This window comes from Pseudoxanthomonas sp. Soil82, assembly GCF_040446535.1.
GTDB lineage: Bacteria > Pseudomonadota > Gammaproteobacteria > Xanthomonadales > Xanthomonadaceae > Pseudoxanthomonas > Pseudoxanthomonas kaohsiungensis.
Window position 1 is genome coordinate 341,008 of sequence record NZ_JBEAAK010000005.1, and the last position, 25,068, is coordinate 366,075.

Genomic DNA, 25,068 nt, shown 5'->3' on the forward strand with positions numbered 1-25,068 from the left:
CATGGCGACGTGCGCGGCCCGCGCACAGGGCCAGGCAAGTTCACTCAGCGCATGGTCGGCATCACGAAACTCTGGTCGGCCACCGCGCCACCGCGCGGCCAGCGCTGGGTCACGGTCTTGGTCCGGGTGAAGAAGCGCACGCCATCCTGGCCGTACTGGTTGAGGTCGCCGAAGCCCGAGCGCTTCCAGCCGCCGAAGCTGTGGTACGCCACCGGCACCGGGATCGGCACGTTGATGCCGACCATGCCCACGTCGACCTGCTCGGCGAACTCGCGCGCCGCATCGCCATTGCGGGTGAAGATCGCCACGCCGTTGCCGTACTGGTGCCGGCTGGGCAGTGCCAGCGCCTGCTCGAAGCTGTCGGCGCGCACGATCTGCAGCACCGGGCCGAAGATCTCCTCGCGATAGGTGGTCATCGTGTCGGTGACCCGGTCGAACAGGCTGGCGCCGAGAAAGAAGCCGTCCTCGTGGCCGGGCAGGCGGAAGCCGCGCCCGTCGATCACCAGTTCGGCACCTTCGTCCACGCCCATCTGGATGTAGTGCTCGATGCGCGCGCGATGCGCGGCCGTGACCACCGGCCCGAACTGCGCCTGCGGATCGGTGGAGGGGCCCACATGCAGGGCCGGGATCCTCGCCACCAGCTTCTCGCGCAGCGCCTGCGCGGTGGCCTCGCCCACCGGCACCACCACCGGCAGCGCCATGCAGCGTTCGCCGGCCGAGCCGTAGGCGGCGCCGAGGATGTCGGCCACGGCCTGGTCCAGATCGGCATCGGGCAGGACGATGCCGTGGTTCTTGGCCCCGCCCATGCACTGCACGCGCTTGCCGTTCTGAGCGCCCAGCGAATAGACCGACTGGGCGATGTCGGAGGAACCGACGAAACTCACCGCGCGGACCTGCGGATGCTTGAGGATCGCCTCGACCACGTCCTTGTCGCCGTGCACGACATTGAGCACGCCTTCGGGCAGGCCGGCCTCGATCATCAGCTCGGCCAGACGGACCGGCACCGACGGATCGCGCTCGGACGGCTTGAGGATGAACGCGTTGCCGGCCGCGATCGCCGGCCCGAACATCCACATCGGGATCATCGCCGGGAAATTGAACGGTGTGATCCCGGCGACCACGCCCAGCGGCTGCCGCATCGAGTACACGTCGATGCCCGGGCCCGCGCCCTGGGTGTATTCGCCCTTGAGCAGGTGCGGGATGCCGCAGGCGAACTCGATCACCTCCAGCCCGCGCTGGATGTCGCCGCGCGAGTCGCCCAGCACCTTCCCGTGCTCGCTGGACAGCAGCGCCGCCAGTTCGTCCATGTTCGCCTCGAGCAGGCGCTTGAACTCGAACATGACCCGCGCGCGGCGCTGCGGGTTGACCTTGGCCCAGCCGCGCTGGGCGGCGACCGCGCCCTGCACGGCGCGGTCCAGCTCCGCCGCGCTGGCCAGCGCCACGCGCGCCTGTACCTGGCCGCTGTTGGGATCGAAGACCTCGCCATACCTGCCGGAGGTACCGGGGACGCGGCGTCCGTCGATGAAATGGTCGATGCTGCGCATGCCTTGCCTGCCTTGTCTGGTTCAGCCCTTGCGCACGATCCAGTCGTGCGCCGGGTCGTTGCGGAAGATCCAGCGGCGCTCGGGCCCCGCCATCACGTTGAGGTAGTACAGGTCGTAGCCGTGCGGAGCGCCGACCGGGTGGTAGCCGCGCGGCACCATCACCACATCGCCGTCCTCCACCGCCACGGTCTGGTCGATCGAGCGGTCGTCGGTGTACACGCGCTGGAAGGCGAAACCCTGCGGCGGCTGCAGCCGGTGGTAATAGGTTTCCTCCAGCAGCGTTTCCTCGCCGACGGTGGCCGTGTCGTGCTTGTGCGGCGGATAGCTGGACCAGTGGCCACCGGGGGTGATCACCTCCACCACCAGCAGGCTCTGCGCCGGCTCGCCCTCGGGCAGGATGTTGCGCACGTAGCGGGTGTTGCTGCCGCCGCCGCGCGTTTCGCGCGACATGCGCGCCGAATCGATCGCGCGGACTTTGCCCTCACCATTGCCCGGTGCGGTACACACCGCCAGCTCGACCGCGCCGCGCGCGGTGACCGTGTAAGCGACACCGGCGGGCACGTAGACCGCTCCCGGTGCGCGATCCTCGAACGGCGAAGCGCGACCGCCCAGTGCGCCGAAGCGGCTGTCGCCGGCGACGACATCGGCGCTGCCGGCCACCAGCACCAGGCAGGCCTCCCTGCCCGGCTCGCCACCGGAATACGAATGACCGTCGTCCAGCTTCACCACGCGGAAGCCGACATGCTCCCAGCCCGCGCTGGCTGGCGTGACCGCCAGCACCGTGCCGTCCGCGGCCGGCGCATGCGGGCGCACACGCAGCGAGGCGTTCATTGCAGACCCGCCTTGGATGCCTCGTTGCGCAGCGTGCGCAGGCCAAGCTCGGCGTAGGTGCGCGGATCGGCCAGCGCCGGATCCTGCTCGGCCTCGATCACGATCCAGCCCGAGTACCCGATGCGCTTGAGCTCGGTCATCACCTGCGCGTAATCCAGGCCGCCATCGCCGGGCACGGTGAACATGCCGGCCAGCACGCCATCGAGGAAGCTGGCACGGTCCTGCACGACCTTGTCGAAGGTCGCGCCGCGCACGTCCTTGCAATGCACGTGGGCCACGCGGCCGGGATAGTCGCGGATCACCTTCAGCGCATCGATGCCACCCAATGCGGCATGCCCGGTGTCCACGGTCAGGCCCACCGACGGACCGGTGTGAGCGATGAACGCGTCCAGGTCCTCGCCGCGCTCGACCACCGTGCCCAGGTGGTGGTGGTAGGCGAACTTGATGCCGTGGGACTGCACGTAATCGGCGACCTGGGTCAGGCGTCGGCCGAATTCGACCCAGCCCGCTGCCGGCAGCCGCGGCGTGTCGGACAGTGCAACCCCGCGATTGCCATGGACCGCGTTGCTGGTTTCGGCGAACACGAACACGGTGCTCCCGAGCGCCTTGAGCAGGGCCAGGTGATCCTGCATCGCGGCGATCTCGGCCTGCGCGTCCTGGACCAGCAGCGAACCGCTGTACCAGCCGCCGATCAGGTCCAGCTTGTAGCGCGCGAGCAGCGCCTTGAGGGTGGCTGGATCGCGCGGGAACTTCCCGCCCAGTTCCACGCCCTCGAAGCCGACTTCCTGGATGTCGCGCAGGATGTCTTCCAGCGGCGTGTCACCGCCCAGCTCGGGCATGTCATCGTTGGCCCAGGCAATGGGGCTGACACCAAAACGTATGCTCATGACAGGTCCCGTTTCATGCGCGCGCCGGCCTCGTAGGCGCGACGCGCATCGTTGACTTCCTGCCGCGCGGAAACTTCCGGTACGGCCACGTCCCACCACCAGCCGCCGGCTTCGGTGGTCTTGCGCGGGTCGGTATCGATAACTACCACGTGTGTGCGGTCCGCCGCGCACGCGCGCTCCAGTGCCGCGCGGAGTTCCCCGAGGGTCCCCACGTGCTCGGCATCGGCTCCCAGGCTGCGCGCGTGCGCGGCGAAATCGATCCGCGGCAGCGTCTCGTGCGCGCTGTCGGCCAGCAGGTTGTTGAACCCCGCTCCGCCGGTGGCGTGCTGCAATCGGTTGATGCAACCGAAGCCGCGGTTGTCCAGCACCACCACGACCAGGTTGAGGCCGAGCATCACCGAGGTGGCCAGCTCGGAATTCATCATCAGGTAGCTGCCGTCGCCGACCATGACCACGACCTGGCGATCGGGCTGGGCCAGTTTCACGCCCAGCGCGCCGGCGATCTCGTAGCCCATGCACGAGTAGCCGTACTCGAGGTGGTAGCCACCGGGACGGCTGCAGCGCCACAGCTTGTGCAGCTCGCCCGGCAGGCCGCCGGCGGCGCAGACCACCACCGCGTCGTCGTCCACGCTCGCCTGGACCGCGCCGATCACCTGCGCGTCGCTGGGGAGCAGCATATCGTTGGCGCCAGCTGTGGCCGCCTGCACGTCGGTGTTCCAGCGCGCCAGTGCGCCGGCATCGGCGTCATGCACGTCCTGCGCCACGCGCCAGCCAGCCAGCCGCTCGCGCAGCATGGCGAGCACGACGCGCGCATCGCCCACCACCGGGAGCGCGCCATGCTTGTGTGCATCGAACGGTTGCAGGTTGACCTGGAACAGGCGCGCGTCCGGGAACAGGCTGCGCGAGCCGGTGGTGAAATCCTGCAGGCGCGTGCCCAGGCCGACCACCAGGTCGGCCGTCTGCGCGGCGCCGTTGGCGGCGCTGGAGCCGGTGACGCCGATCGAGCCGAGATTGCGCGGATGGTTCCAGGGCAGCCCGCCCTTGCCGGCCTGGGTTTCGGCGACCGGCAAGCCAGTGGCATCGGCCAGCGCGGCCAGCTCGCCTTCGGCCAGGCTGTAGAGCACGCCGCCACCGGCAACCAGCAGCGGTCGCTTCGCGATGCGGATCGCGGTGACCAGGGCGTCGAGTTCAGCGGCATCCGGCGTGGGGCGACGCGTCGGCCACAGGCGCGGCTCGAAGAATTTCACCGGGTAGTCGAACGCCTCGGCCTGCACGTCCTGGCAGAACGCCAGGGTCACCGGACCGCACGCGGCCGGATCGCGCAGCACCGCCATCGCCTTGGGCAACGCGTCCAGGATCTGCTCGGGACGGGTAATGCGATCGAAATAGCGCGACACCGGGCGGAAGCAGTCGTTGGCCGATACGGTGGCGTCGGCGAAGTCTTCGATCTGCTGCAGCACCGGATCCGGACGCCGGCTGGCGTAGACATCGCCGGGCAGGAACAGCACCGGCAGGCGATTGACGTGGGCCACCGCCGCGGCGGTCACCATGTTGGTGGCACCCGGACCAATCGAGCTGGTGCACACCATCGCCCGCTGCCGGCGCATCTGCTTGGCATAGGCCACCGCCGCGTGCGCCATGCCCTGCTCGTTGTGCGCGCGCAGGGTGGGCAGCACATCGCGGTGCGCGTACAGCGCCTCGCCCAGGCCTGCGACATTGCCGTGGCCGAAGATCGCCCAGGCACCGGCGAAGTACGGCATGCGTGCGCCGTCGACTTCCACCTGCTGGGCCGCCAGCCAGCGCACGGTCGCCTGCGCGGCGGTGAGTCGGATCGTGTCCATGAGGTTGCTCATGCCGTCAACGGGGCTTCGTGGTTCGCCTTGGCCGCGCGCCAGGCATCGACCAGCACGCTGAAGCGGCGCGCCAGGTCTTCGATCGCGGCCTCGTCGTCGATCTGCCCGGTCAGCCAGCGCTCGGCGGCATCGGCGAAGATCGTGCGGCCGACCGCGAAGCCCTTGACCACCGGCACCGAAGCGGCGGCCTGGAACGAGGCGATCAGTTCGTCTTCCGGCGCCGACAGGCCGAGCAGCACCACGCCGCGGCAGCGCGGATCGTTGGCGGCGATCACCGCTTCGATGTTGCGCCAGGCGTTCGCGCTGTCGTTGGGCTCCAGCTTCCACCAGTCCGGGCGCATGCCCAGATCGTACATGCGCTGCATGGCGCGGGCGACGGTGGCATCGTCCACCGCGCCATTGCGCGAGGCGATGATCTCCACCAGCAGTTCGTGCCGGGTCTGGCGCGCGGCGTCGTGCAGGCGCAGCAGCTGGCGCTCCTGGCGCTCGCGCAGGTCGGCCGGATCGTCCGGGTGGTAGAACACCAGGCACTTGACCACGTGGTTGGCCGGCCAGGTCGACAGTTCGGTCGCCACGTCCGGGCTGCTCTCGAATTCCAGCGGGCACGAGCCTGGCAGTTCGATCGGCCGGCCGATCCAGTACGGATGGTCGGCCGCCGCTTCCAGCCCGCGCATGCCGAAACGGCCATCGAGCAGCAGGCCGAAACCGGAATCGCCGCCGGCCAGGCGATCGACCGCCTTGAGCGCCAGCGCCTTGAAGTTCGGAATCAGCGCCGGGTCGGCGCCGGTCTGTTCGCACAGCGCCTCGAACTGGCTGCGATGGTCCATTGCCAGCACGGTCAGGTGCGGCCAGTCGCCCACACGCGTGGTCGCCCAATGGGTCTGCTCCAGCGCCAGGTCATCGCGCAGACGATGCGGATGCGCGCTGGCCAGGAACTGCTGCAGCTCGTCCCAGGTCGGCATCGCCGGCGAGCAGCCGTGCCGGGACACCACGATCGCCCCGCAGGCATTGGCGTAACTGCACGACTGCTCCAGCGGCTCGTCGCGCAGCCAACCGCGCAGGAAGCCGGCCATGAATGCATCGCCGGCGCCGAGCACGTTGAACACCTCCACGCTGAACCCGCGGCCGACCACGCCCTGTTCCAGGCGATCGGGCACCTGCACGGGGAAGGCGACGCAGCCCAGCGGGCCGCGCTTGCACACCAGCAGCGCGTCGGATTTTTCGCGGATCGCGCGCAGCGCGGCGATCGTGTCGGTGGTGCCACCGAGGATGTGCACCTCTTCCTCGGTACCCACGATCAGGTCGCACAGCGGCAGCACCTGTTGCAGGCGCGCGGTGACGCCGGCATCGGCGACGAAGCGGTTCTCGCCCATGTCCTTGCGGGTCAGCCCCCACAGGACCGGCCGGTAATCGATGTCGAACACCACCCGCGCGCCATTGGCGCGGGCGATCGTGCAGGCGCGCAGGCACGCCTCGAACACGTTGTCGCGCGACAGGTGGGTGCCGTTGATCAGCACCGCGCCCGACGAACGGATGAAGGCTTCGTCCACGTCGGCCCCTTCCAGTGCCATGTCCGCGCAGTTCTCGCGGTAGAAGATCAGCGGGAAGGTGTCCGGATCGCGGATGCCAAGGAACACCAGCGCGGTGAGCCGCGAAGGGTCTTCCAGCACGCCGTTGGTGGCCACGCCTTCGCGCGCCAGCTGCTCGCGGATGAAGCGGCCGAAGTGGTCCGCACCGACGCGGGTCAGCAGGCCGCTGCGCAGGCCCAGGCGCGAAGCGCCGACCGCGGTGTTGGTCGGGCTGCCGCCGATGTACTTGGCGAAGGACGTCATGTCCTCCAGGCGTCCGCCGATCTGCTCGCCATAGAGGTCGATGCAGGACCGGCCGATCGTGATCAGGTCCAGTTGTCGCTCCGCCGCCATGCAGACCGCCCCTTGCCCGTGCGCGGCGACCATCGCCACGACACGTGTAACGTATATTCTATTTTTTAGAACAACGCAACATTCGTTTCATTTTCTACGGGCTTTCTTCCCGCTCCCCGCCGGCGCGCCGCCGCCAGTGGTGGCAAACGCATACGAGATCACCAGCGCCTGGGCCAGGCACATCGACGCCGACAGCGAGCGGAACTTGCGGATCTCCGCCTCGCGAACCTGCAGCACCTGGGTCGCCGGCTTGGCTACCGGGCTGACCAGGCTGTCGCTGATCGACAGCACTTTGCAGCCGCGGTCGGCGGCCGCGTGCACCAGCTGTACGCTTTCCTCGGCATAGGGGTGATAGCTGACCGCGACCAGCAGATCGCGCGGGGACAGCGCATGGGCCTGCTGCATCGCCATGCCGCCGATCCCGTCGATTAGCACCGTGCGCTTGTCGGCCTGGTGCAGCGAATAGGCCAGGTACGAGGCCACCGCGAAGGACCGGCGGAAGCCGGCGATGAACACCGTCTCGGCCTGGACCAGCAGCTTCACCGCGCGGGCCAGCTCGTCGCGGCTGACCATCTTGGCCAGGTTCTCCAGCGCCAGCGTGTTGCCCTCGACGAACTCGGCCAGCACCTGCCCCGGATCGCCGACGGCCTTGTTGTCCACCGCCTGGGTGAACTCGCGCACGCGCTCGCCATAGCCCTGCTGGGCGCTGCCGAGCAGGCCGTCGACGAACAACCGCTGCATCTGGCTGGCGCCGTCGAAACCGAAGTGCTTGGCAAAGCGCACGATCGCCGAGGGCTGCACCTCGGTGCGCTCGGCCAGCACCGCCACCGTCTCCAGCGCCACCGCGCTTGGCTCGTCCAGCACGTAGCGCGCGATCTGCTTGAGTCGTTTGCTCAGGCCCTCATACTGCTCAAGGATCGCCGAGCGCAGTTCCTCTGCGGTCGCGGGCGGGACGGTGCGCTGGGTCATGCGGGGGCTCCTTGCGGCTGTGCGGGGGTCAGGAGCGACCCGGAAGGACGGTCGCTCGCTGCGGACAGTGTAAATTCTATTTGCATTCCAAAAAAGAACAAATATTCTATTCGCTGCATCCGGCGCCGTGGAGGGCATTGTGGAGCGAATCGATGTGGCGCTGATCGGCGCCGGCAGGATGGGGCAGGTCCACGGGACCAATGCCGCCACCCACCCCGCCCTGCGCCTGAAGTACGTGATCGACCCCCGCCCGGAGGCCGCCGCGGCGATGGTCGGCCGCTTCGATGCACAGATCGCCCCGCTGGAACAGGCCCTGGCCGACCCGTCCGTGGCCGGCGTGCTGGTCTGCAGCTCCACCGACCAGCACCTGCAGCATGCGCTGGCCGCGGTGCGAGCCGGCAAGGCGGTGTTCTGCGAGAAGCCCATCGACCTGGACCTGGACAAGGTCCGCGAAGCGGCACCGGAGTTCGCCGGCACCCGCTTCCAGCTCGGCTTCAACCGGCGCTTCGACCCGCACTTCCGCGCATTGCGCGAGCGCCTGCTCGCCGGCGAGATCGGCCGGCTGGAGACGCTGCACATCGTCAACCACGACCCGGCTGCACCGCCCCCTGGATTTGTTCCCACCAGCGGCGGCCTGTTCAAGGACTTCACCATCCACGACCTGGACATGGCCCGCTGGCTGCTGGGCGAGGATCCCAGCGAAGTGTTCGCCCTGGCCAGCTGCCTGGTGGATCCGGAGATCGGCAGGCTCGGCGACGTGGACACCGCACGCACGCTGCTGCGCACGCCCAGCGGCCGGCTCTGCGTGATTTCCAACACCCGCCGCAGCGGCTACGGCTACGACCAGCGGATCGAAGCCTGCGGCTCGGGCGGCATGCTGGTGGCCGGCAACGTCCAGGCCGACACCGTGCTGGCGCTGACCGAGGGCGGCACCGCAGGTGCGCCGATCCAGCCCGATTTCCCGCGCCGCTATGGCGAGGCCTACCGCCTGCAGCTGGATCATTTCGCCAGCGTCCTGCGCGGCCAGGCGCAGCCGCAGGTCGGCTACACCGATGGCATCGCCGCGCTCGTGCTGGCCGAAGCCTGCCAGCAATCCGTGCGCTCCGGCGCGCCCGTCCTCCTCTGAAGGAACCGCCATGCATGACATCGTCCTGATCGGCGCCGGCCGCATCGGCCGCATCCACGCCCGCAACGCGGCGCTCAATCCGCGCCTGCGCCTGGCCGGCGTCGTCGATCCGGTGGACGCGGCCGCGCAGGCGCTGGCCGCCGAGTGGAACACCGCCGTCACCACCCTGGACCACGCGCTGGCCGATCCGGCCGTGGCCGGGGTGATCATCGCCAGCTCCACCGACACGCACCTGGAATACAGCCTGCGTGCCGCCGCGGCCGGCAAGGCGGTGTTCTGCGAGAAGCCCATCGACCAGGACCTGGCGCGGGCGCGTTCGGCGGCGCGCGAACTGTCCGCCGCGCGCCTGCTGCTGGCCTTCAACCGCCGCTTCGATCCGAACTTCCAGGCGCTCAAGGCGCGCCTGGACGGCGGCAGCGTCGGCAGCCTGGAAACCCTGCAGATCACCTCCAACGATCCCTCGCCGCCGCCACCGGCCTACGTCGCCATCTCCGGCGGCCTGTTCAAGGACATGGCGATCCATGACTTCGACATGGCCCGCTGGCTGCTGGGCGAGGAACCAGTGGCGGTGTTCGCCAGCGGCAGCTGCCTGGTCGATCCGGAGATCGGCAAGCTGGGCGACGTGGATACCGCGCGCACGCTGCTGCGCACCGCGTCGGGCAAGCTGTGCGTGATCTCCAACAGCCGGCGTTCGGGCTTCGGCTACGACCAGCGCATCGAGGCCTATGCCTCGGCCGGCATGGTCCGCGCCGACAACGTCACCGAATCCACGGTGCAGGTCTGGGGCGAAGGCGGCGCGGCGGCCGATCGCTTCCAGAACTTCTTCCTGGACCGTTACGCCGAGGCGTACCGCCGCGAGATGGAGCACTTCGCCGACATCCTCGACGGCGCATCGCCTTCGGTGGGCTATGTCGACGGCGTGGCCGCGCTGGCGCTGGCCGAGGCGGCCGCCGAATCGGCCCGCACCGGCAAGGTCGTGCAGCCCTGAATCGCAGGCTGCATTGGCCGGAATGAAAAGACCCGGCGATGCCGGGTCTTTCTTTGCAGCCGCGCTGGCAGTCAGTGCGTGGTAGCGGCCGCAGCGGCAGGCAGCGGCGCGACCAGCTTGGCGCGGACCATCTGGCCGAAGCGATCCAGGCTGCAGGGCTCGGCGCAGCCGGGGATCGGCAGGTATTCCAGCGCGGCCGGATTGGATGCATCCAGCGTCTGCAGTTCGCGCACCTGCGGCATGGTCTGCGAGCGGTAGAACGCGCGCACGAACTGCTGGCCCTTCGCGTCGGACAGCACCTCGAAGCCGAGCGCGCCGCCCGGTGGCGGGTCGTCGCGCGGATAGCCCGGCACGGTCCAGTGCAGGTCCAGGAAGCCGCCCAGGTCGGCGATGTTGGTGTCGTGGCCGACCAGCACGGTCAGCCTCGGCCCGTCCTCCATCGCCGCCAGCATGCGCGTGGCCAGCGGCGAGGCCGCGCGCGCGGCGACATACGGCGTGCGCCCTTCGTAGCGGAACTTGAGCGAATGGAATTCCAGCAGCTGCCCGATCTGCTCGGGAGTGAGCCGGCCCCAGGCCACCTCCTCCATCGGCTTGCCCTCCAGGTACTCGAGCAGGAAGGTCTGGCTGATCGTGGAGGCCAGCCCGAACGGATCGCCGACGTCGGGACGGTCGTCCGCGTTGCGCACGATGCCCGGCGTCATCCGCGAGATGTCGCAGGCCTGGCCGGCCTGACATCCCAGCGCCTGGTTCAGCAGCGCGAACAGCGGTGCGCGTGCGCGCAGCTCCGCTTCCATGCCGCCCGGCGGCGCCATTGCCTGCATCGCACGAAAGGCTTCGTCCGGATCGATCGGCATGACCCCGGCATCGAGCGGATGGAATTCCACGTCGGCCCCGGGGCTGGCCGGGAAGGCGATATCCACCGCGCACCCGGGCCACATGCCGGCCACCAGCGCGCGTGCGGTGTCCTGCGTGCGCGACTTGGAGCTGGCGGCCACTTCGACATCGCCCGGCGCCGGACAACCACTGGCCGCCAGCAAACCGCGCTGGCGCCATTGCGCGATGTCCCAGGCGCCCAGTCGTTCCACGGCATCGAAGCCGTGTCCGGTGAGCTCGCCATACCCGACCGGCCACGCCGGCCAGGGCTGGTCGGCGACGCCGTCGGGCGCCACCTTGGGCTTGGTCGGCGGCCGCACGCCGTGGCGCATGAGCATGACCACGCGCTCGAGCTTGGGGGGTTCCTGCGCGGCGGACGCCTCGACGGAAGACGCTGCGGCAGTTTCGGCCTGCGGCGAGTTCGCGCCGCGGTCGGTGCAGCCGGCGATCGCCAGGGCGACGGATGCGGCCAGCAGGCCGCGGAACAACGGCGTGTTTCTCATGGTTTCCGTACTCCGGACAAAACTGGCGGCCCCGCAGGGCCGCCACAAGCACGTCAGCACGCGGGGAGCGTCAGAACTTGTACTGCAGGCCCAGGCGGATGGTGGCGCCGTAGATCTCCTTCTCGCCCAGCCGGTCGCGGTAGCCCATGTAGGTTCGCATGGCCGCGTCATTGAGGTTGCTGCCCTCGACGAACACGGTCAGGTCCTCGCCGAAGGTGTAGGCCACGCGCGCATCCCACTGGTCCAGGCGGTCCAGGTAGATGTCCTCTTCCGGATCGCCGCCCACTTCCATCAGCTGCTCGGAGCGGTAGGTGTAGGCCACGCGCGCGGAGAACCCGTACTTCTCGTAGGTGATCTGCGCCGAGGCGACGCGGTCGGACTGGTCGATCAGCGGCAGGGTGTCGTCGCGGCCGGGCAACCCTGAGGCCTCCGAGTCGGAGAACGTGATGTTGCCGCCCACGCTGAAGCCATCGAACGGCGCGGGCAGGAAGCTCAGCTCGTACTGGGCGTTGAGTTCCAGGCCCTTCAGCTTGGCCGAGTCGGCGTTGGTCCAGGTGCCGACCTCGGCATTGACCAGGTCCATGCCGCCGAAGGTGCCGTCCTGCCCTGGACTGGTGGACTCGAAGATGGGGTTCTCGATGTCCTTGTAGAACACGGCCGCCGACAGCAGGCCCATGTTGCCGACGTAGTACTCCACGGACAGGTCGAAGTTGTTCGAGTACAGCGGGTCCAGATCGGGGTTGCCCATCGTGACCTGCGGCTCGGAACTGTTGGCATCCTCGATCTGCACGAACGGCGCGAGCGATTCGTAGTTTGGCCGGCCGATCGCCCGGGTCGCCGCGGCGCGCACCACGAAGTTCTCGCTGGCGTCGAAGCGTACGTTCAGGCCCGGGAAGAAGTCGGTGTAGCTGCGCGATCCGAAGCTGTTGAACGGGTCGTCCAGCGCGGCGTCGTCCAGGTCGAAGGCGTAGGCGGCGTAGTCGCCCTTGGTGTGCTCCATGCGCACGCCCGGGATCCAGGTGAAATCGCCGAAGCGCAGCCGGCCCATGACGTAGGCGGAGGTGATCTTCTCGGTGATGCGGTAGTCGCCGGCCAGCGAGGTCGACAGCGTACCCGCCTCGTCCTCCTCGAACTCGCCGGTGTTGGCGTTGAAATAGGCATTGGCGGCCGGGCCGTAGATCGTCGGCCCGAAGCGGTAGCGCCCGTTCCAGATGCTTCCGATCGGCCTGCCGGCGACGTCGGACAGCACCAGGTCGCCGTCGTCGTATTCCCAGGCTTCGCCGTCCTGGTTGTTGGTCTTGCGGCGGTCGATGTACTTGGCGCCGAACTGCAGGTCGGAGCCATCGCCGATCTGGATCGGCATCATGTAGTCCACGCGCGCCTGGTACAGGTCCTCCACGGCGCGGCGCGACTCGGGCTCGTAGAAGTCCGGTTCGTACAGCGACGCGTCGTAGGGCTCCTCGCCCCACGGCACGACCAGGTACGGATCGGGCACCAGGTTGTACTCGCCGCTGATGCCGTCCTGCTTGAAGCCCCATTCGTCCCGGTGCGGGTCGCGCTTGTCGGCGCGCGAGTAGGTCAGCTCCGTGCGCAGCTCGCTGTCGTCGTCGAACTCGAACTTGCCGCCGATGGAGGACGTGAACGTGCTGGTGTCCTCCTGGCGGGTACGCAGCGCGCGCACGCCCTCGGCGTCGGTGAAGGTTCCGGCGTCCGCATTCAGCGGGACGATCCCGTCCTCGTCGAATTCCACGGAGAACCGGTCGCGGGTCTCCGAGTCCTCGTACTTGGAGTACATCAGGCGCAGGAACAGGCTGGTGTCCTCGTTGGGCCGCCAGTCGAGGTTGGCGACCGCGCCGCTGCGCTGGCGGTGCGTGTTGTACTGGCGCATGTCCAGGCCCTCGGGGACGATCTCCCCGTCGACCTCGATCCAGTCGCCGGTGTTCTGCACGTTCTGCGTTCCGATCTTGCGATCGGAGTAGTTCAGCGCAACGACCGCGCCGAACTGGTCGTCCGCGCCGAAGCGGCCGCCGAACGAGCCATCGAACTCGTACGGGTTGGAGTTGTTCAGGTCGTTGTGGCCGTAGGCCCCGCGCAGGTTGCCGAAACTGCCTTCGCGGTCGAACGCGCTGAGCGTCTCGATGTTCACCGCGCCGGCGATCGCGTTGGCGTCCATGTCCGCGGTAAGCGTCTTGGACACGGTGACCGCGCCGATCAGCGCCGACGGGATGTCGTCCAGTTTCACCTGCCGCCCGTCCGGTTCCGGCGCGGGCGCCGTCTGGCCGTTCAGGGACACGTTCAACAGGTCCGGCGAAACGCCGCGTACGGTGAGGTAGCGGCCCTCGCCCTGGTCGTTCTGCGTGGTCACGCCGGGCAGGCGGCGCACGGCCTCCGCCACGTTCTGGTCGGGCAAGCGGCCGACGTCGTCGGACCGGATCGCGTCCACCTGTGCATCTGCGAATCGCTTGTCGTCGATCGCCGCGCGGTCCGCCGCACGCCGGCCGGTCACCTGCACGGTGTCCAGCTGGGTGACATCGGCCTTGCCGTCCGCCGTACCGCCTGGATCCTGGGCCGAGACCTGGCCCGCCATCACCGCAAGGTTGCTCAAGATGAATGCCGCCAGGGCATTCCGTCGGATCTTCCGCATCGTCTAGTCCCTCCCAAGGACAACGGCCGCGAGCCCGTGCAGTACCGCCGGACCGGAGGCTGCGGGACCACATTACGAACAAAAATTCCATTTTGCAACTGTTTTGGAATTTCTCTTGCAAACGGCGGAAATCGCCATGTAAGGTGGCCGCACGCCCGACACGGCGCTTCCGGGGAGGAAACCTCATGAAATCCAAGCACGCCCTTGCCTTCGGCATCGCGGCCGCGCTCGCGCTTCCTGTCATCGTGGCCGGCTGCCGGTCGCAGGAGGGGGATGCAGGCGCGGACAAGGCCGCCGCCGCAACCCTCGTTCCGGCAACCGGCCAGACCGAGCCGACCGCCAGCGGCCAGACCAATGCGGCCATTCTGGTGCGCGACGCCGCCGATCCGGCGCGCGCGCAGCTGATCGCCACCGCCGCACTGGGCGGCCTTGAAACCTATGGCGTGGACGGCAAGCGCGTGGCGACCACGCCGGCCGGCGAAGTCGCCGCGCTGGATATCGCCAGCGGCGTGCGCCTGGGCGGCGGCCGCGTGGCCGATGTCGTGGCCGCGGTGGATACCACCGGCAATTTCCTGCGGCTGTTCCAGAAGACCGGCGAAGGCCTGGTCGAAGTCGGCGCGCGGCCGTTGCCGCTGGGCTTCGCCGGCGAAGGCATCTGCCTGTACCAGCACCGCCTGGACGGCTCGCTGCATGCGTTCATCGTCGGCGACGGCGGCGAGGTGGACCAGCAGGTGATCTTCGACGCCGGCGACGGCAAGCTCGATGCCCGGCCGGTACGCCGCATCAGCCTGCCCTCCCCGCTCAAGCAGTGCGTGGTCGACAACAACGGCCACGTGTTCGCTTCCGAAGAGACGGTCGGCATCTGGCGCTTCAATGCCGATCCGGAAGCCGATGTCTCGGCCACGCTGATCGACGCGCCGCGACTGGGCCACATCGAAGAGGAAGTGGGCGGCCTGGCCGTGCATGACGGCGGCGAAGGCCGCCAGTGGCTGTTCGCTTCCGATGCCACCGCCGGCCGCATCAACATCTACGACCGCGCGAAGGACGGCGCCTACCTGGGCAGTTTCCAGGTCTCGGCACCGGGCGAAGGCGCCGAAGCGGTGAAGGAACCGGGCCTGCTGTTCGCCGACAGCCGCCCGCTGGGCACCGATTTCCCAGCCGGCGTGCTGCTGGTCAACGACGAAGATGGCGCGAACACCAAGCTGGTTTCGCTGGCCGCGATCGGCAAGGCGCTGGGCCTGGATCCGGGCAAGCCCGCACCGGCCGCTGCGCCGCCAAAGGTGGCCGCGGTGACCGCGCGCGTGGAGACCGTGCCGGCCGGTAGCTACGGCGACGCGGCCGACGATCCGGCGATCTGGGCGCACCCGACCGATCCGGCGCGCAGCCTGGTCATCGCCACCGACAAGAAGGCCGGGCTGTACGTGTACGACATGCAGGGCCAGGTGGTGCAGTTCCTGCCCGACGGCAAGATGAACAACGTCGACCTGCGCGAGGGCTTCGACCTGGGCGGCCGTCCGGTGGTGCTGGTTACCGCCAGCAACCGCACCGACAAGAGCATCGCCATCTACGTGCTGGACACCGACAAGCGCCAGCTGGTCAATGTCGCCGACGGCGTGCAGCCGACCGGCCTGGGCGATCCCTACGGCCTGTGCATGTATCGCGCGGCCGGCAGCGGCGATACCTACGTGTTCATCAACGGCGACGACACCGCCATGCGCCAGTGGCGGCTCGTGCCCACCGCCGACGGCAAGGTCCGCGCCGAGCACGTGCGCGACCTGGCCTTCGATTCGCAGACCGAAGGCTGCGTGGTCGACGACGCCAGCGGCACGCTCTACGTCAACGAGGAGGACGTGGCGTTGTGGCGCCTGTCGGCCGATCCGGTCGCCGGCGACACCAAGGTCGCCGTGGCGCGCGTCGCCGACAACCCGGCGATGAAGGACGACCTGGAAGGCATCGGCATGTACGACCTGGGCGATGGTCGCGGCTACCTGGTGTTCTCCAGCCAGGGCAACGACACCTATGCGGTGTACCGGCGCGAGGGCAAGCAGGAATACCTGGGCTCGTTCGCAGTGGTCGCCGATCCGGCGCGCGGCATCGACGGCATCTCCGAAACCGACGGACTGGAGATCACCAGCCGCAACCTGGGCCCGGGCTTCGAGCACGGCGCGATGGTCGCCCAGGACGGGCGCAACGTCATGCCGGTGGAGAACCAGAACTACAAATACGTTTCCTGGGAAGACATCGCCAAGGCGCTGGGCCTGGAGATGCGCTGACCGGGCCGGCGGGCGCGTGGTGCAGGCCACGCGCCCGATCCGGTTTGCCGCATCGCGACGCCGTCGCGATCGCCGGCGCCCGGCATGGAATCATCCACGTGGCTCGCCACGCTACTGCGCCGCGCAGCGTTGCCGGCCATCGCCCGCATCCTGGTCCATCGCCGAACCATCGACGGCCTCGGCCAATGCCGGCCCGACCAGGATCACGCCCGGCTGCCCCACCTCCAACGAAAGCGACGACCGCGCCAGCGCGCGCAACGCCAGCACCTGGCGACGCTCACCCGGCTGGCTGGCGGCCTGGACCACGGCCACCGGCGTATCGGCCGGCAGGTGCCGCAGCAACGAAGCGGCGATCGAGCCGATCCGGCCTATGCCCATGTAGATCGCCAGGGTGGTGCCGCCGCGCGCCAGCGCCTCCCAGTCCGGCTCGCCGTGGTCGGCGGTATGCGCGGTGACGAAGGTGATGCCGTGGCAGTGCTCGCGGTGGGTCAGCGACACGCCCAGCGAAGCGGCGGCGGCGAACGCGGCGCTGATCCCGTTGACGATGCGCACCGGCACGCCGGCTTCGCGCAGGAACGCGATCTCCTCGCCGGCGCGGCCGAACATCAGCGCATCGCCGCCCTTCACCCGGACCACGCGCAGTCCCTGCAGCGCGTAGCGGCGCATCAGCCGGCAGATGAACGACTGCGGCGTGGAGCGGCAACCGCCGCGCTTGCCCACGCGCACCACGCGTGCCTGCGGCGCCAATCCGACGATGTCCGGGTTGACCAGTTCGTCCAGCAGCAGCACCTCGGCCTGTGCCAGCGCGCGCACCGCCTTGAGCGTGAGCAGCTCCAGGTCGCCGGGACCGGCCGACAGCAGCACCACTTCGGCCCGAATGCGGCGCGGCCCGGAAGGAAGGGGTGACGTGGTGGATGGCATCGCGGGCTCCGGGGAGGAAGGAGGATTCATGCGCTGGCGACCTCGCGGGCGAGACGGGTCAGTTGGGGTAGGCAGGAGCCGCAGACCGTGCCGCAGCCCAGGCGCTGCTTCAGCGCGGGCACGTCGGCGCCGGCACGCACCTCGGCGCGGATCGCCGATTCGGTGACCTGGCGGCAGGCGCACACCACCGGGTCGCGCGCGACTTCGGCGACGGCGGCGAACGCGGCCAGGCGCGGGCCCCGCCAGGCGCCCCCGCCCACCGCCGTGCGCAGCAGCGATTCGCCGCCCGGCTGCGCGTCGGTCCACAGCAGGCCGTCGACGAAGTTCGCGCCGGCCTCGACGCGCCAGGCGACGCGCTTGAGCAGTCCGCGGCGCGCATCGCGGTACTCGAGGGTGTCGGGGCCCGCGCCCAGCGCCAATGCCGCATCCAGCGCCGCCAGCCACTCCGCCGGCATCGCCTGTTCGGTCGCGGCGCGCATCACCAGCCAGGCGACGCCATCGTCCGCGCCCGGCCCGGCCTGCAGTGTCAGGCTGGCGTAACCGCAATCCCTCAACAGCGGCTGCACCGCCGCGCGCAAAGCCAGCGCGTCGCCACGGCGCGCGGCCAGCAGGTGCCAGCCGAACGCAGCCTTCTCCACCCGCACCGCCGCGTGCTTGAGCTCGGGCTGGCGCGAGCGCGCGTCGAACGCCGGCTGGCTGACCTCGTTGATGCCGCCACTGGACAGGTGCTGCCCGCTCCAGTGCATGGCCGCGAACACGGTGCCGGAGCCGACCTCGTCGGACAGCTCCAGCGGCAGCACCAGCGCGCCACGCTTGCTGGCGATGCGCACGAGCTCGCCGGCTTTCAGGCCGCGACGGGCGGCATCGTCCGGATGCATGCGCAGGCCGGGCTCGGGACTGTGCGCGAACAGCTGCGGCACCCGGCCGGTGCGCGACATGCCGTGCCACTGGTCGCGCAGGCGGCCGGTGAGCAGGCGCAGCGGATAGCGCGCCGAGGTTGGCTCGGCCACCGGCTGGTAGGCGGTGGCGTGGAAACGTGCGCGGCCGTCGGCCGTGGCGAACACGCCGTCGGCGTAGCGGCGGGCCTGCCCGCGGGATCGCCCGGCCGGAAACGGCCACTGCTGCGGGCCGTCCTGTTCCAGCTTCGCGTAGTCCAGTCCGCCGATGTCGAGGTCGCGGCCGACGGTCAGCGCGCGATGCTCCTCGAAGATCGCCGCCGGCGCGTCGGCCAGGAACAGCGGCTGCGCGCCCGGAGCCCCCAGCCGCGCCTCGACCCGGCGCGCGACCTCGCGCACGATCCACCAGTCCGCCCTGGCCTGGCCCGGGGCCGGCACGGCCGCTCGCACCCGCGAGATGCGGCGCTCGGAATTGGTGACGGTGCCTTCCTTCTCGCCCCAGGTGCTGGCCGGCAGCAACGCGTCGGCATAGGGCACCGTATCGGTGTCGGCGAACGCCTCCTGCACGACCACGTACTCGGCGCGCTGCAGCGCCTCTCGCACCTGGCCGATGTCGGGCATCGAATGGACCGGGTTGGTGCAGGCGATCCACACCGCCTTGACCTTGCCGGCGCGCACCGCCTCGAACAGCTCCACCGCGGCCAGCCCCGGCTTGCCCGACAGGCTGCCCGGCGCCAGCTTCCACAGCGCCTCGACCTCGGCGCGATGGTCCTCGTCGGCGATCTCGCGGTGCGCGGCCAGCATCGTCGCCATCCCGCCGACCTCGCGCCCGCCCATCGCGTTGGGCTGGCCGGTGAGCGAGAACGGACCGGCGCCGGGGCGGCCGATCTGGCGCGTGGCCAGGTGCAGCTGGATCAGGGCGAGGTTCTTGTCGGTACCGTGCGCGGACTGGTTCAGGCCCATGCAGTACAGCGACAGCGCCGCCGGGCTGCGGCCGAACCACTCGGCGGCGGTGACCAGGTCCTGCGCCGGGATGCCGCAGATCTCGGCGGCCATGCGCGGGGTGTACTCGCGCAGCAGGGCCTTCAGCGCGGGGAAGCCGCTGGTGTGCGCGTCGATGAACGCCTGGTCGAGCAGGCCTTCCCACACCAGGTGGTGGAGCATGCCGTTGAACAGGGCCACGTCGGTGCCGGGCTGGATCGCCAGGTGCAGGTCCGCCATCGCGGCGGTGTCGGTGCGGCGCGGATCGACCACGATCCAGCGCACCCCGGGATCGCGCGCCTTCGCATCCTCGAGCCGCCGGAACAGCACCGGGTGCGCGTAAGCGGCATTGCTGCCGGCGAACAGCACCGTCTTCGCCAGCTCGAGGTCCTCGTAGCACGTCGGCGGGCCGTCGGCGCCGAGCGCCAGCTTGTAGCCGGTTACCGCGCTGGACATGCACAGGCGCGAGTTGGTGTCGATGTTGTTGGTGCCGATCAGGCCCTTGGCCAGCTTGTTGAAGACGTAGTAGTCCTCGGTCAGCAGCTGGCCGGAGATGTAGAACGCCACCGCGTCCGGACCATGCCGCTCCACGATCCGGGCCAGCCGCTCGGCGACGGTGTCCAGGGCCAGCGCCCAGTCGACCGCGCGACGCGGCTCGTGGCGCTGGCCGCGCACCTCCGGCGCCAGCACCCGGCCATCCAGGCGGCGGGCGCTGTCGGCCAGGGCCAGCCCCTTGCTGCACAGCCGGCCAAAGTTGGCGGGATGCTGCGGATCGCCCTCCACGCCCGTGATGCGCTCGCCGCCGGCGGTGCGCTCGCTGTGGATGAGCACGCCGCAACCGACGCCGCAGTAGCAGCAGGTCGAGCGCGTGGTCCGGCGCTCGCCGGGCTGCAGCGGGGCGCCGGCGCCATCCATCAGGCAACCGCCTCCGCCACCGTGGCCGGCGGTGCAGCCACGTCGTCGACCGGCCCGGGCGAAAGCCACACGTACCCGTCGCGCACCTGCACCGGGTACCGGCGCGCGCAGCCCACGTCCGGCGCGCAGGCCTGGCCGCTGTCGAGCTGGATGTTCCAGCCGTGTAGCGGGCAGGTCACGGTGTCGCCGGAGACGATTCCCTGCGACAGCGGCCCGCCCTTGTGCGGGCAGCGGTCGGCGAGCGCGAACACCCGCGCCGCCGCCGGCCGGAACAGGGCGATGTCGTCGCCGCCCTCGCGCTTCAGCACCCGCGAGCCCAGCAGCGGGATGTCCTCGACCGCGCACACGCGGACCCAGTCCTCGACGGTTGCGTCCATGTCATTCCTCCAGGGCCACGGCGATCCGCCGGCCGGTCTTTGGCGATTCGAGCGTCAGCGGCGCGTACTCGCGCGCCTGGGTCCCGGCGATGCGCGCCGCCCACGGATCGGGCAGGCCTTCCAGTGCGTAGAGCAGGCGTTCGAACAGTGCGCGGCGGCTGGCGGCGTCCTCGACCACCTTCTGCTTCACGTAGTCCAGGCCCACGCGCTCGAGGTAGTGCACGGTGCGGTCGAGGTAGTAGGCCTCCTCGCGGTACAGCTGCAGGAAGGCGCCGGTGTGTTCCTTCACCTCCTCGGCGGTCCTGACCTTGCACAGGAAGCGGGCGACCTCGGTCTTGATCCCGCCGTTGCCGCCGACGTGGATTTCCCAGCCCGAGTCCACGGCGATGATGCCCACGTCCTTGATCCCCGACTCGGCGCAGTTGCGCGGGCAGCCGGACACGGCCAGCTTGACCTTGTGCGGGCTCCACATGTTGGCCAGCATCGTCTCCAGGTCGATGCCCATCTGCGTGCTGTTCTGGGTGCCGAAGCGGCAGAACTCGCTGCCCACGCAGGTCTTCACCGTGCGGATCGACTTGCCGTAGGCATGGCCGGAGTTCATGCCCAGGTCCTTCCAGACCGAGACCAGGTCCTCCTTCCTCACCCCGAGCAGGTCGATGCGCTGGCCGCCGGTGACCTTGACCATCGGCACCGCGTACTTGTCGGCTACGTCGGCGATCCGGCGCAGTTCGCTCGCATTGGTCACCCCGCCCTTCATCTGCGGGATCACCGAGAACGTGCCGTCCTTCTGGATGTTGGCGTGGGCGCGCTCGTTGATGAAGCGGCTTTGCGGATCGTCCACCGCCTCGCGCGGCCAGGTCGAGAGCATGTAGTAATTGATCGCAGGCCGGCAGGTGGCGCAGCCGTTGGGCGTGCGCCACTCCATGAATGCGTACGCCTGGGGGTGGCTGACCAGGTGGTGCTCGCGGACCGCCTGGCGGACCTCGCCATGGGTCAGCGCGGTGCAGGCGCACACCGCCTTGGTCTTGGGCGTCTCCTGGAAGTTGGAACCCAGGCAGTTCATCAGGATCTGCTCGACCAGGCCGGTGCACGATCCACAGGAACTGGCCGCCTTGGTGTGCTTCTTGACCTCGTCGACGGTGAACAGCCCCTGCTCGCGCACCGCCTTGACGATCGTGCCCTTGCAGACGCCATTGCAGCCGCAGACCTCGTCGCCATCGGCCATGCTCGCGGCGCGGTCCTGGCCGGCGGTCCCGGCGTCGCCCAGCGCGGTCTCGCCGAAGGCCAGGGTGTCGCGGCGCTCGCCGATCGCGCTGCCGTCCTTGATCTGGCGGAAGTACCAGGCGCCGTCGCCGGTGTCGCCGTACAGGCAGGCGCCGACCAGCCTGTCGTCGCGGATCACCAGCTTCTTGTACAGCCCGCCGGCCGGGTCGGAGAGCACGATCTCCTCGGTGCCCTCGCCCCCCATGAAGTCGCCGGCGGAGAACAGGTCGATGCCGGTGACCTTGAGCTTGGTCGAGGACACCGAGCCCTTGTAGATGCCGATGCCGTAGGTCGCCAGGTGGTTGGCGCAGATCTTGGCCTGCTCGAACAGCGGCGCCACCAGCCCGTAGGCGATGCCGCGGTGGCTGGCGCACTCGCCGACCGCGTACACGCGCGGGTCGTAGGTCTGCAGCGTGTCGTTGACCACGATGCCGCGGTTGCAGTGGATGCCGGCGGCCTGGGCCAGGGCGGTGTTCGGGCGGATGCCGGCGGCCATCACCACCAGGTCGGCCGGGATCTCCTCGCCGTCGGAGAAGCGCACCGCCGCCACCCGGCCATCGGCGTCGCCGACGATCTCGGTGGTGGCGGTGTTGAGCCGGAACGCCAGGCCGCGCTCGGCCAGCGACTTTTCCAGCAACGCGCCGGCGACCGGGTCGAGCTGGCGCTCCAGCAGCCAGCCGGCCAGGTGCACGACGGTCACCTCCATGCCGCGCAGCTTCAGGCCGTTGGCGGCCTCCAGGCCGAGCAGCCCGCCGCCGATCACCACCGCATGCTTCTTCTGCCTGGCGGTGTCGATCATCGTCTGCGTATCGTGGATGTCGCGGTAGCCGATGACGCCTTCCAGGTCCTTGCCCGGGACCGGCAGGATGAACGGCACCGAGCCGGTGGCCAGCAGCAGCCGGTCGTACTCGGCCTCGGTTCCGTCGGCGGCGACCACCCGGCGGCGCACGCGGTCGATCCTGGTGACTTCCTTGCCCAGGTGCAGGGTGATGCCGTTGTCGGCGTACCAGGACAGCGGGTTGAGCACGATCTCGTCGAAGGTCTGTTCGCCCGCCAGCACCGGCGAGAGCAGGATCCGGTTGTAGTTGGGGTGCGGCTCGGCGCCGAACACGGTGATCTCGTACATGTCCGGCTGCAGCTTGAGCAGCTCCTCGAGGGTGCGGATGCCGGCCATGCCGTTGCCCACCACCACCAGTCTTGGCTTCTTCATCGTTCGTCCCGGTTGTGCGCACCGGCGAGGGTGCGCGTCATGAAGGTGCTGCACGGATCCTCGGCATAGCCGCCGAACGGCCCGCATGGCGCGAAGCCGAAGCGCCGGTACAGCGCGCGCGCCGGCGCGAACTCGGGCTGCGAGCCGGTCTCCAGGCTCAGCCGGCGGTAGCCGCGCTGTTCGGCCTGCTCGAAGATCCGTCGCATCAGCGCCGCGCCCACCCCGCGACCGCGATGGGCGGCGGTGGTGCGCATTGACTTGACCTCGCCGTGCCAGCCGTCCAGTTCGCGCAGCGCCGCGCAGCCGACCAGCCCGCCGTCCGACCACGCACTCCAGAAGGTGATGTCGGCCTGGCGCAGCTTGGCCAGGTCCAGCGCGTGCACGCTCTCCGGCGGCGAGATCCGCTGCATCTCGTCCAGGTGCTCGCGCAGCAGCGCGGCGACCTCCGGCCCGGTCAGCGGGTCGATGCGGATCTGCAGGTCCATCGCTCAGAGCCGCGCCGCGCCGGCGGCGGCCCAGTGTAGGCGCCAGCGCTGCTTGACCCCGACCAGGCACAGCGAGGCGGCCAGGGCGATGGCGGCGAAGGCCCACAGTCCCGGCGCATACGAACCGGCATGCTGCTTGACCACGCCCAGGCCGGCCGCGAGCAGGAAGCCGCCGACGCCGCCGGCCATGCCGATCAGCCCCGTCATCAGCCCGATCTCGGCGCCGAAGCGCTGCGGCACCAGCTGGAACACCGCACCATTGCCGGCGCCCAGGCACAGCAGGGTCAGCACGAACAGCGCCACCGTCGCCTGCGCGCCGCCGATGCCCAGCGCCGCAGTCGACACCAGGACGGTCACCGCGACATAGACCATCTGCAACGAGCGGGTGCCGCCGATGCGGTCGGCGATCACCCCGCCCAGCGGGCGCATCAGCGAGCCGGCCAGCACGCACGCCGCGGTGGCCCAGCCGGCGATCTTCGGCGCGAAGCCGAACTGGTCGTGGAAGTAGCCCGGCAGCGCGCTGGCGAAGCCGGCGAAACCGCCGAAGGTGATCGCGTAGAAGAACATGAACCACCACGAGTCACGGTTGCCGAGCAGCACCCGCCCGTAATCGCCCAGGCTCTTGCGCGCCACCGGCACCGGCGCGTCCTTGGCGCAGGCGGCGAAGATCGCCAGCACCACCAGCAGCGGGAGCGCGGCCAGGCCGAACACGTTCTGGAAGCCGAACGCGGTCGCCAGCACCGGCGCGAACAGCGCGGCGAACACGGTGCCGGAATTGCCCGCGCCCGCGATCCCCATCGCCGTGCCCTGGTGCTCCGGCGGATACCAGCGCGAGGCCAGCGGCAGGGCCACCGCGAACGACGCCCCGGCCACGCCCAGCATCGCGCCCAGCAGCAGCACCTGGCCGAAGCTGTGCACGCCCAACCGCCAGGCGGCGACCAGCGCGACGATCACCACGACCTGGGCGATCACGCCGGTACGCTTGGCGCCGATGCGGTCGGCCAGCAGGCCGAGGAACAGGCGCAGCACCGCCCCGCACAGGATCGGCACGGCGACCATCAGCGCGCGCTGCTGGGTGTCCAGCGCGAGTGCCTGCGCGATCTGCACCTGCAGCGGGCCCAGCAGGTACCAGACCATGAAGCTGACATCGAAGTAGAGGAACGCCGACAGCAGGGTCGGTGCGTGTCCGGCTTTCCAGAAGGATCGGTTCATGCCAGGCCATCTCCGGATTGGCCGCTCGCTGGAGCGGGGGTGGGACGGGTGAGCGGGAAAACAAAAACGGCGCCTCCCGGTTCGCACCGGGAAGACGCCGTTGTCTGCGTGGCCGCGGCCGTCGTTGGCCTGGCTACGTGATCGGGTTGTGGGCAGGCGCGCCGTTGCACCTGCGCTTTGTTGCAACGCAATGGCCGTGCCAGTTTCTGGCGCAGCGCAGCATCAGCCACGGAACCGGATTGTTTTCATGGACTTGGCGTGCGCCGGCACGCCCCGCCGATCGCCACGCGCACCGGCGGACCGCATCCACGTTGCACCCTGCCGGTGCGTGGAGCACCGCGATCGTGCAATACGCACCAACGCGGCTCATGCGGGCAGGTCACCGTGGTGGTGCC

At 69.8% G+C, this 25,068-nt stretch carries 17 protein-coding genes; 3 read left to right on the plus strand and 14 right to left on the minus strand.

The window, feature by feature from the left end; all coding sequences use genetic code 11:
• Positions 1–44 precede the first annotated feature (44 nt).
• The 6 genes from ABKA19_RS15315 to ABKA19_RS15340 form a co-directional block, all read right to left on the minus strand.
• Positions 45–1,544 carry a CoA-acylating methylmalonate-semialdehyde dehydrogenase gene (locus ABKA19_RS15315; RefSeq protein ID WP_353689629.1) on the minus strand — a complete coding sequence of 500 codons (1,500 nt, stop codon included), beginning with the start codon at positions 1,542–1,544 and terminating at the stop codon, positions 45–47.
• Positions 1,545–1,565: 21 nt separating this feature from the next.
• The gene (gene iolB / locus ABKA19_RS15320; protein WP_353689630.1) at positions 1,566–2,375 is read right to left on the minus strand and encodes a 5-deoxy-glucuronate isomerase; all 810 of its coding nucleotides are present in this window, start codon (positions 2,373–2,375) and stop codon (positions 1,566–1,568) included.
• Positions 2,372–3,262, minus strand: coding sequence for a myo-inosose-2 dehydratase (iolE, locus tag ABKA19_RS15325; RefSeq protein ID WP_353689631.1), 891 nt, complete (start codon positions 3,260–3,262; stop codon positions 2,372–2,374). The genes iolB and iolE overlap by 4 nt, the downstream gene beginning before the upstream one ends.
• Positions 3,259–5,103 carry a 3D-(3,5/4)-trihydroxycyclohexane-1,2-dione acylhydrolase (decyclizing) gene (iolD, locus tag ABKA19_RS15330; RefSeq protein ID WP_353689632.1) on the minus strand — a complete coding sequence of 615 codons (1,845 nt, stop codon included), beginning with the start codon at positions 5,101–5,103 and terminating at the stop codon, positions 3,259–3,261. Before iolD ends, iolE begins: the two co-directional genes overlap by 4 nt.
• Before the next feature lie 8 nt (positions 5,104–5,111).
• On the minus strand, positions 5,112–7,037 hold the full coding sequence (locus ABKA19_RS15335; RefSeq protein WP_353689633.1) for a bifunctional 5-dehydro-2-deoxygluconokinase/5-dehydro-2-deoxyphosphogluconate aldolase: 1,926 nt from the start codon (positions 7,035–7,037) through the stop codon (positions 5,112–5,114).
• Between the two features lie 87 nt (positions 7,038–7,124).
• Positions 7,125–8,006, minus strand: a complete 882-nt coding sequence (locus ABKA19_RS15340) for a MurR/RpiR family transcriptional regulator (protein ID WP_353689634.1) — start codon at positions 8,004–8,006, stop codon at positions 7,125–7,127.
• A gap of 139 nt (positions 8,007–8,145) precedes the next feature.
• On the opposite strand from ABKA19_RS15340, the gene iolG (ABKA19_RS15345) reads away from it, so the two are divergent.
• Positions 8,146–9,132, plus strand: coding sequence for an inositol 2-dehydrogenase (gene iolG, locus ABKA19_RS15345; RefSeq protein WP_353689635.1), 987 nt, complete (start codon positions 8,146–8,148; stop codon positions 9,130–9,132).
• Positions 9,133–9,142: 10 nt separating this feature from the next.
• The gene (iolG, locus tag ABKA19_RS15350) at positions 9,143–10,120 is read left to right on the plus strand and encodes an inositol 2-dehydrogenase (protein WP_353689636.1); all 978 of its coding nucleotides are present in this window, start codon (positions 9,143–9,145) and stop codon (positions 10,118–10,120) included.
• Positions 10,121–10,191: 71 nt separating this feature from the next.
• Here the strand turns inward: iolG (ABKA19_RS15350) and ABKA19_RS15355 are convergent, their stop codons facing one another.
• Both ABKA19_RS15355 and ABKA19_RS15360 read right to left on the minus strand, forming a co-directional pair.
• Positions 10,192–11,496 carry a histidine-type phosphatase gene (locus tag ABKA19_RS15355; protein WP_353689637.1) on the minus strand — a complete coding sequence of 435 codons (1,305 nt, stop codon included), beginning with the start codon at positions 11,494–11,496 and terminating at the stop codon, positions 10,192–10,194.
• Between the two features lie 70 nt (positions 11,497–11,566).
• Positions 11,567–14,101, minus strand: coding sequence for a TonB-dependent receptor (locus tag ABKA19_RS15360; protein WP_353689638.1), 2,535 nt, complete (start codon positions 14,099–14,101; stop codon positions 11,567–11,569).
• A gap of 224 nt (positions 14,102–14,325) precedes the next feature.
• Between ABKA19_RS15360 and ABKA19_RS15365 the strand changes: the two genes are divergently transcribed.
• Positions 14,326–16,413: a phytase gene (locus tag ABKA19_RS15365; protein WP_353689639.1), complete on the plus strand. Its 2,088-nt coding sequence runs from the start codon at positions 14,326–14,328 to the stop codon at positions 16,411–16,413.
• A 111-nt stretch (positions 16,414–16,524) separates the two neighbouring features.
• On the opposite strand, the gene cobA is transcribed toward ABKA19_RS15365, so the two are convergent.
• From cobA to ABKA19_RS15395, 6 genes are all read right to left on the minus strand, one after another.
• The gene (gene cobA, locus ABKA19_RS15370) at positions 16,525–17,280 is read right to left on the minus strand and encodes a uroporphyrinogen-III C-methyltransferase (RefSeq protein ID WP_353689687.1); all 756 of its coding nucleotides are present in this window, start codon (positions 17,278–17,280) and stop codon (positions 16,525–16,527) included.
• A gap of 80 nt (positions 17,281–17,360) precedes the next feature.
• The gene (locus ABKA19_RS15375; RefSeq protein ID WP_353689640.1) at positions 17,361–20,126 is read right to left on the minus strand and encodes a nitrate reductase; all 2,766 of its coding nucleotides are present in this window, start codon (positions 20,124–20,126) and stop codon (positions 17,361–17,363) included.
• A complete protein-coding gene (nirD, locus tag ABKA19_RS15380; RefSeq protein ID WP_353689641.1) occupies positions 20,126–20,503 on the minus strand; it encodes a nitrite reductase small subunit NirD in 378 nt (125 codons plus the stop codon). The genes ABKA19_RS15375 and nirD overlap by 1 nt, the downstream gene beginning before the upstream one ends.
• A gap of 1 nt (position 20,504) precedes the next feature.
• The gene (gene nirB / locus ABKA19_RS15385) at positions 20,505–22,976 is read right to left on the minus strand and encodes a nitrite reductase large subunit NirB (RefSeq protein WP_353689642.1); all 2,472 of its coding nucleotides are present in this window, start codon (positions 22,974–22,976) and stop codon (positions 20,505–20,507) included.
• Positions 22,973–23,461 carry a GNAT family N-acetyltransferase gene (locus ABKA19_RS15390; protein ID WP_353689643.1) on the minus strand — a complete coding sequence of 163 codons (489 nt, stop codon included), beginning with the start codon at positions 23,459–23,461 and terminating at the stop codon, positions 22,973–22,975. The genes nirB and ABKA19_RS15390 overlap by 4 nt, the downstream gene beginning before the upstream one ends.
• 3 nt (positions 23,462–23,464) lie before the next feature.
• Entirely contained in the window at positions 23,465–24,634 is a 1,170-nt protein-coding gene (locus ABKA19_RS15395; protein WP_353689688.1) for a nitrate/nitrite transporter, read from the minus strand.
• Positions 24,635–25,068 lie beyond the last annotated feature (434 nt).

What these genes read in the sequence shown, in the direction of transcription:
- iolG (WP_353689636.1), top strand. Translation starts at nt 9,143, where the DNA reads ATGCATGACATCGTCCTGATCGGCGCCGGCCGCATCGGCCGCATCCAC.
- nirD (WP_353689641.1), bottom strand. Translation starts at nt 20,503, where the DNA reads ATGGACGCAACCGTCGAGGACTGGGTCCGCGTGTGCGCGGTCGAGGAC.
- ABKA19_RS15365 (WP_353689639.1), top strand. Translation starts at nt 14,326, where the DNA reads ATGAAATCCAAGCACGCCCTTGCCTTCGGCATCGCGGCCGCGCTCGCG.
- iolB (WP_353689630.1), bottom strand. Translation starts at nt 2,375, where the DNA reads ATGAACGCCTCGCTGCGTGTGCGCCCGCATGCGCCGGCCGCGGACGGC.
- ABKA19_RS15315 (WP_353689629.1), bottom strand. Translation starts at nt 1,544, where the DNA reads ATGCGCAGCATCGACCATTTCATCGACGGACGCCGCGTCCCCGGTACC.
- nirB (WP_353689642.1), bottom strand. Translation starts at nt 22,976, where the DNA reads ATGAAGAAGCCAAGACTGGTGGTGGTGGGCAACGGCATGGCCGGCATC.
- ABKA19_RS15390 (WP_353689643.1), bottom strand. Translation starts at nt 23,461, where the DNA reads ATGGACCTGCAGATCCGCATCGACCCGCTGACCGGGCCGGAGGTCGCC.
- ABKA19_RS15355 (WP_353689637.1), bottom strand. Translation starts at nt 11,496, where the DNA reads ATGAGAAACACGCCGTTGTTCCGCGGCCTGCTGGCCGCATCCGTCGCC.
- iolD (WP_353689632.1), bottom strand. Translation starts at nt 5,103, where the DNA reads ATGGACACGATCCGACTCACCGCCGCGCAGGCGACCGTGCGCTGGCTG.
- ABKA19_RS15335 (WP_353689633.1), bottom strand. Translation starts at nt 7,037, where the DNA reads ATGGCGGCGGAGCGACAACTGGACCTGATCACGATCGGCCGGTCCTGC.
- ABKA19_RS15375 (WP_353689640.1), bottom strand. Translation starts at nt 20,126, where the DNA reads ATGGATGGCGCCGGCGCCCCGCTGCAGCCCGGCGAGCGCCGGACCACG.
- iolE (WP_353689631.1), bottom strand. Translation starts at nt 3,262, where the DNA reads ATGAGCATACGTTTTGGTGTCAGCCCCATTGCCTGGGCCAACGATGAC.
- ABKA19_RS15340 (WP_353689634.1), bottom strand. Translation starts at nt 8,006, where the DNA reads ATGACCCAGCGCACCGTCCCGCCCGCGACCGCAGAGGAACTGCGCTCG.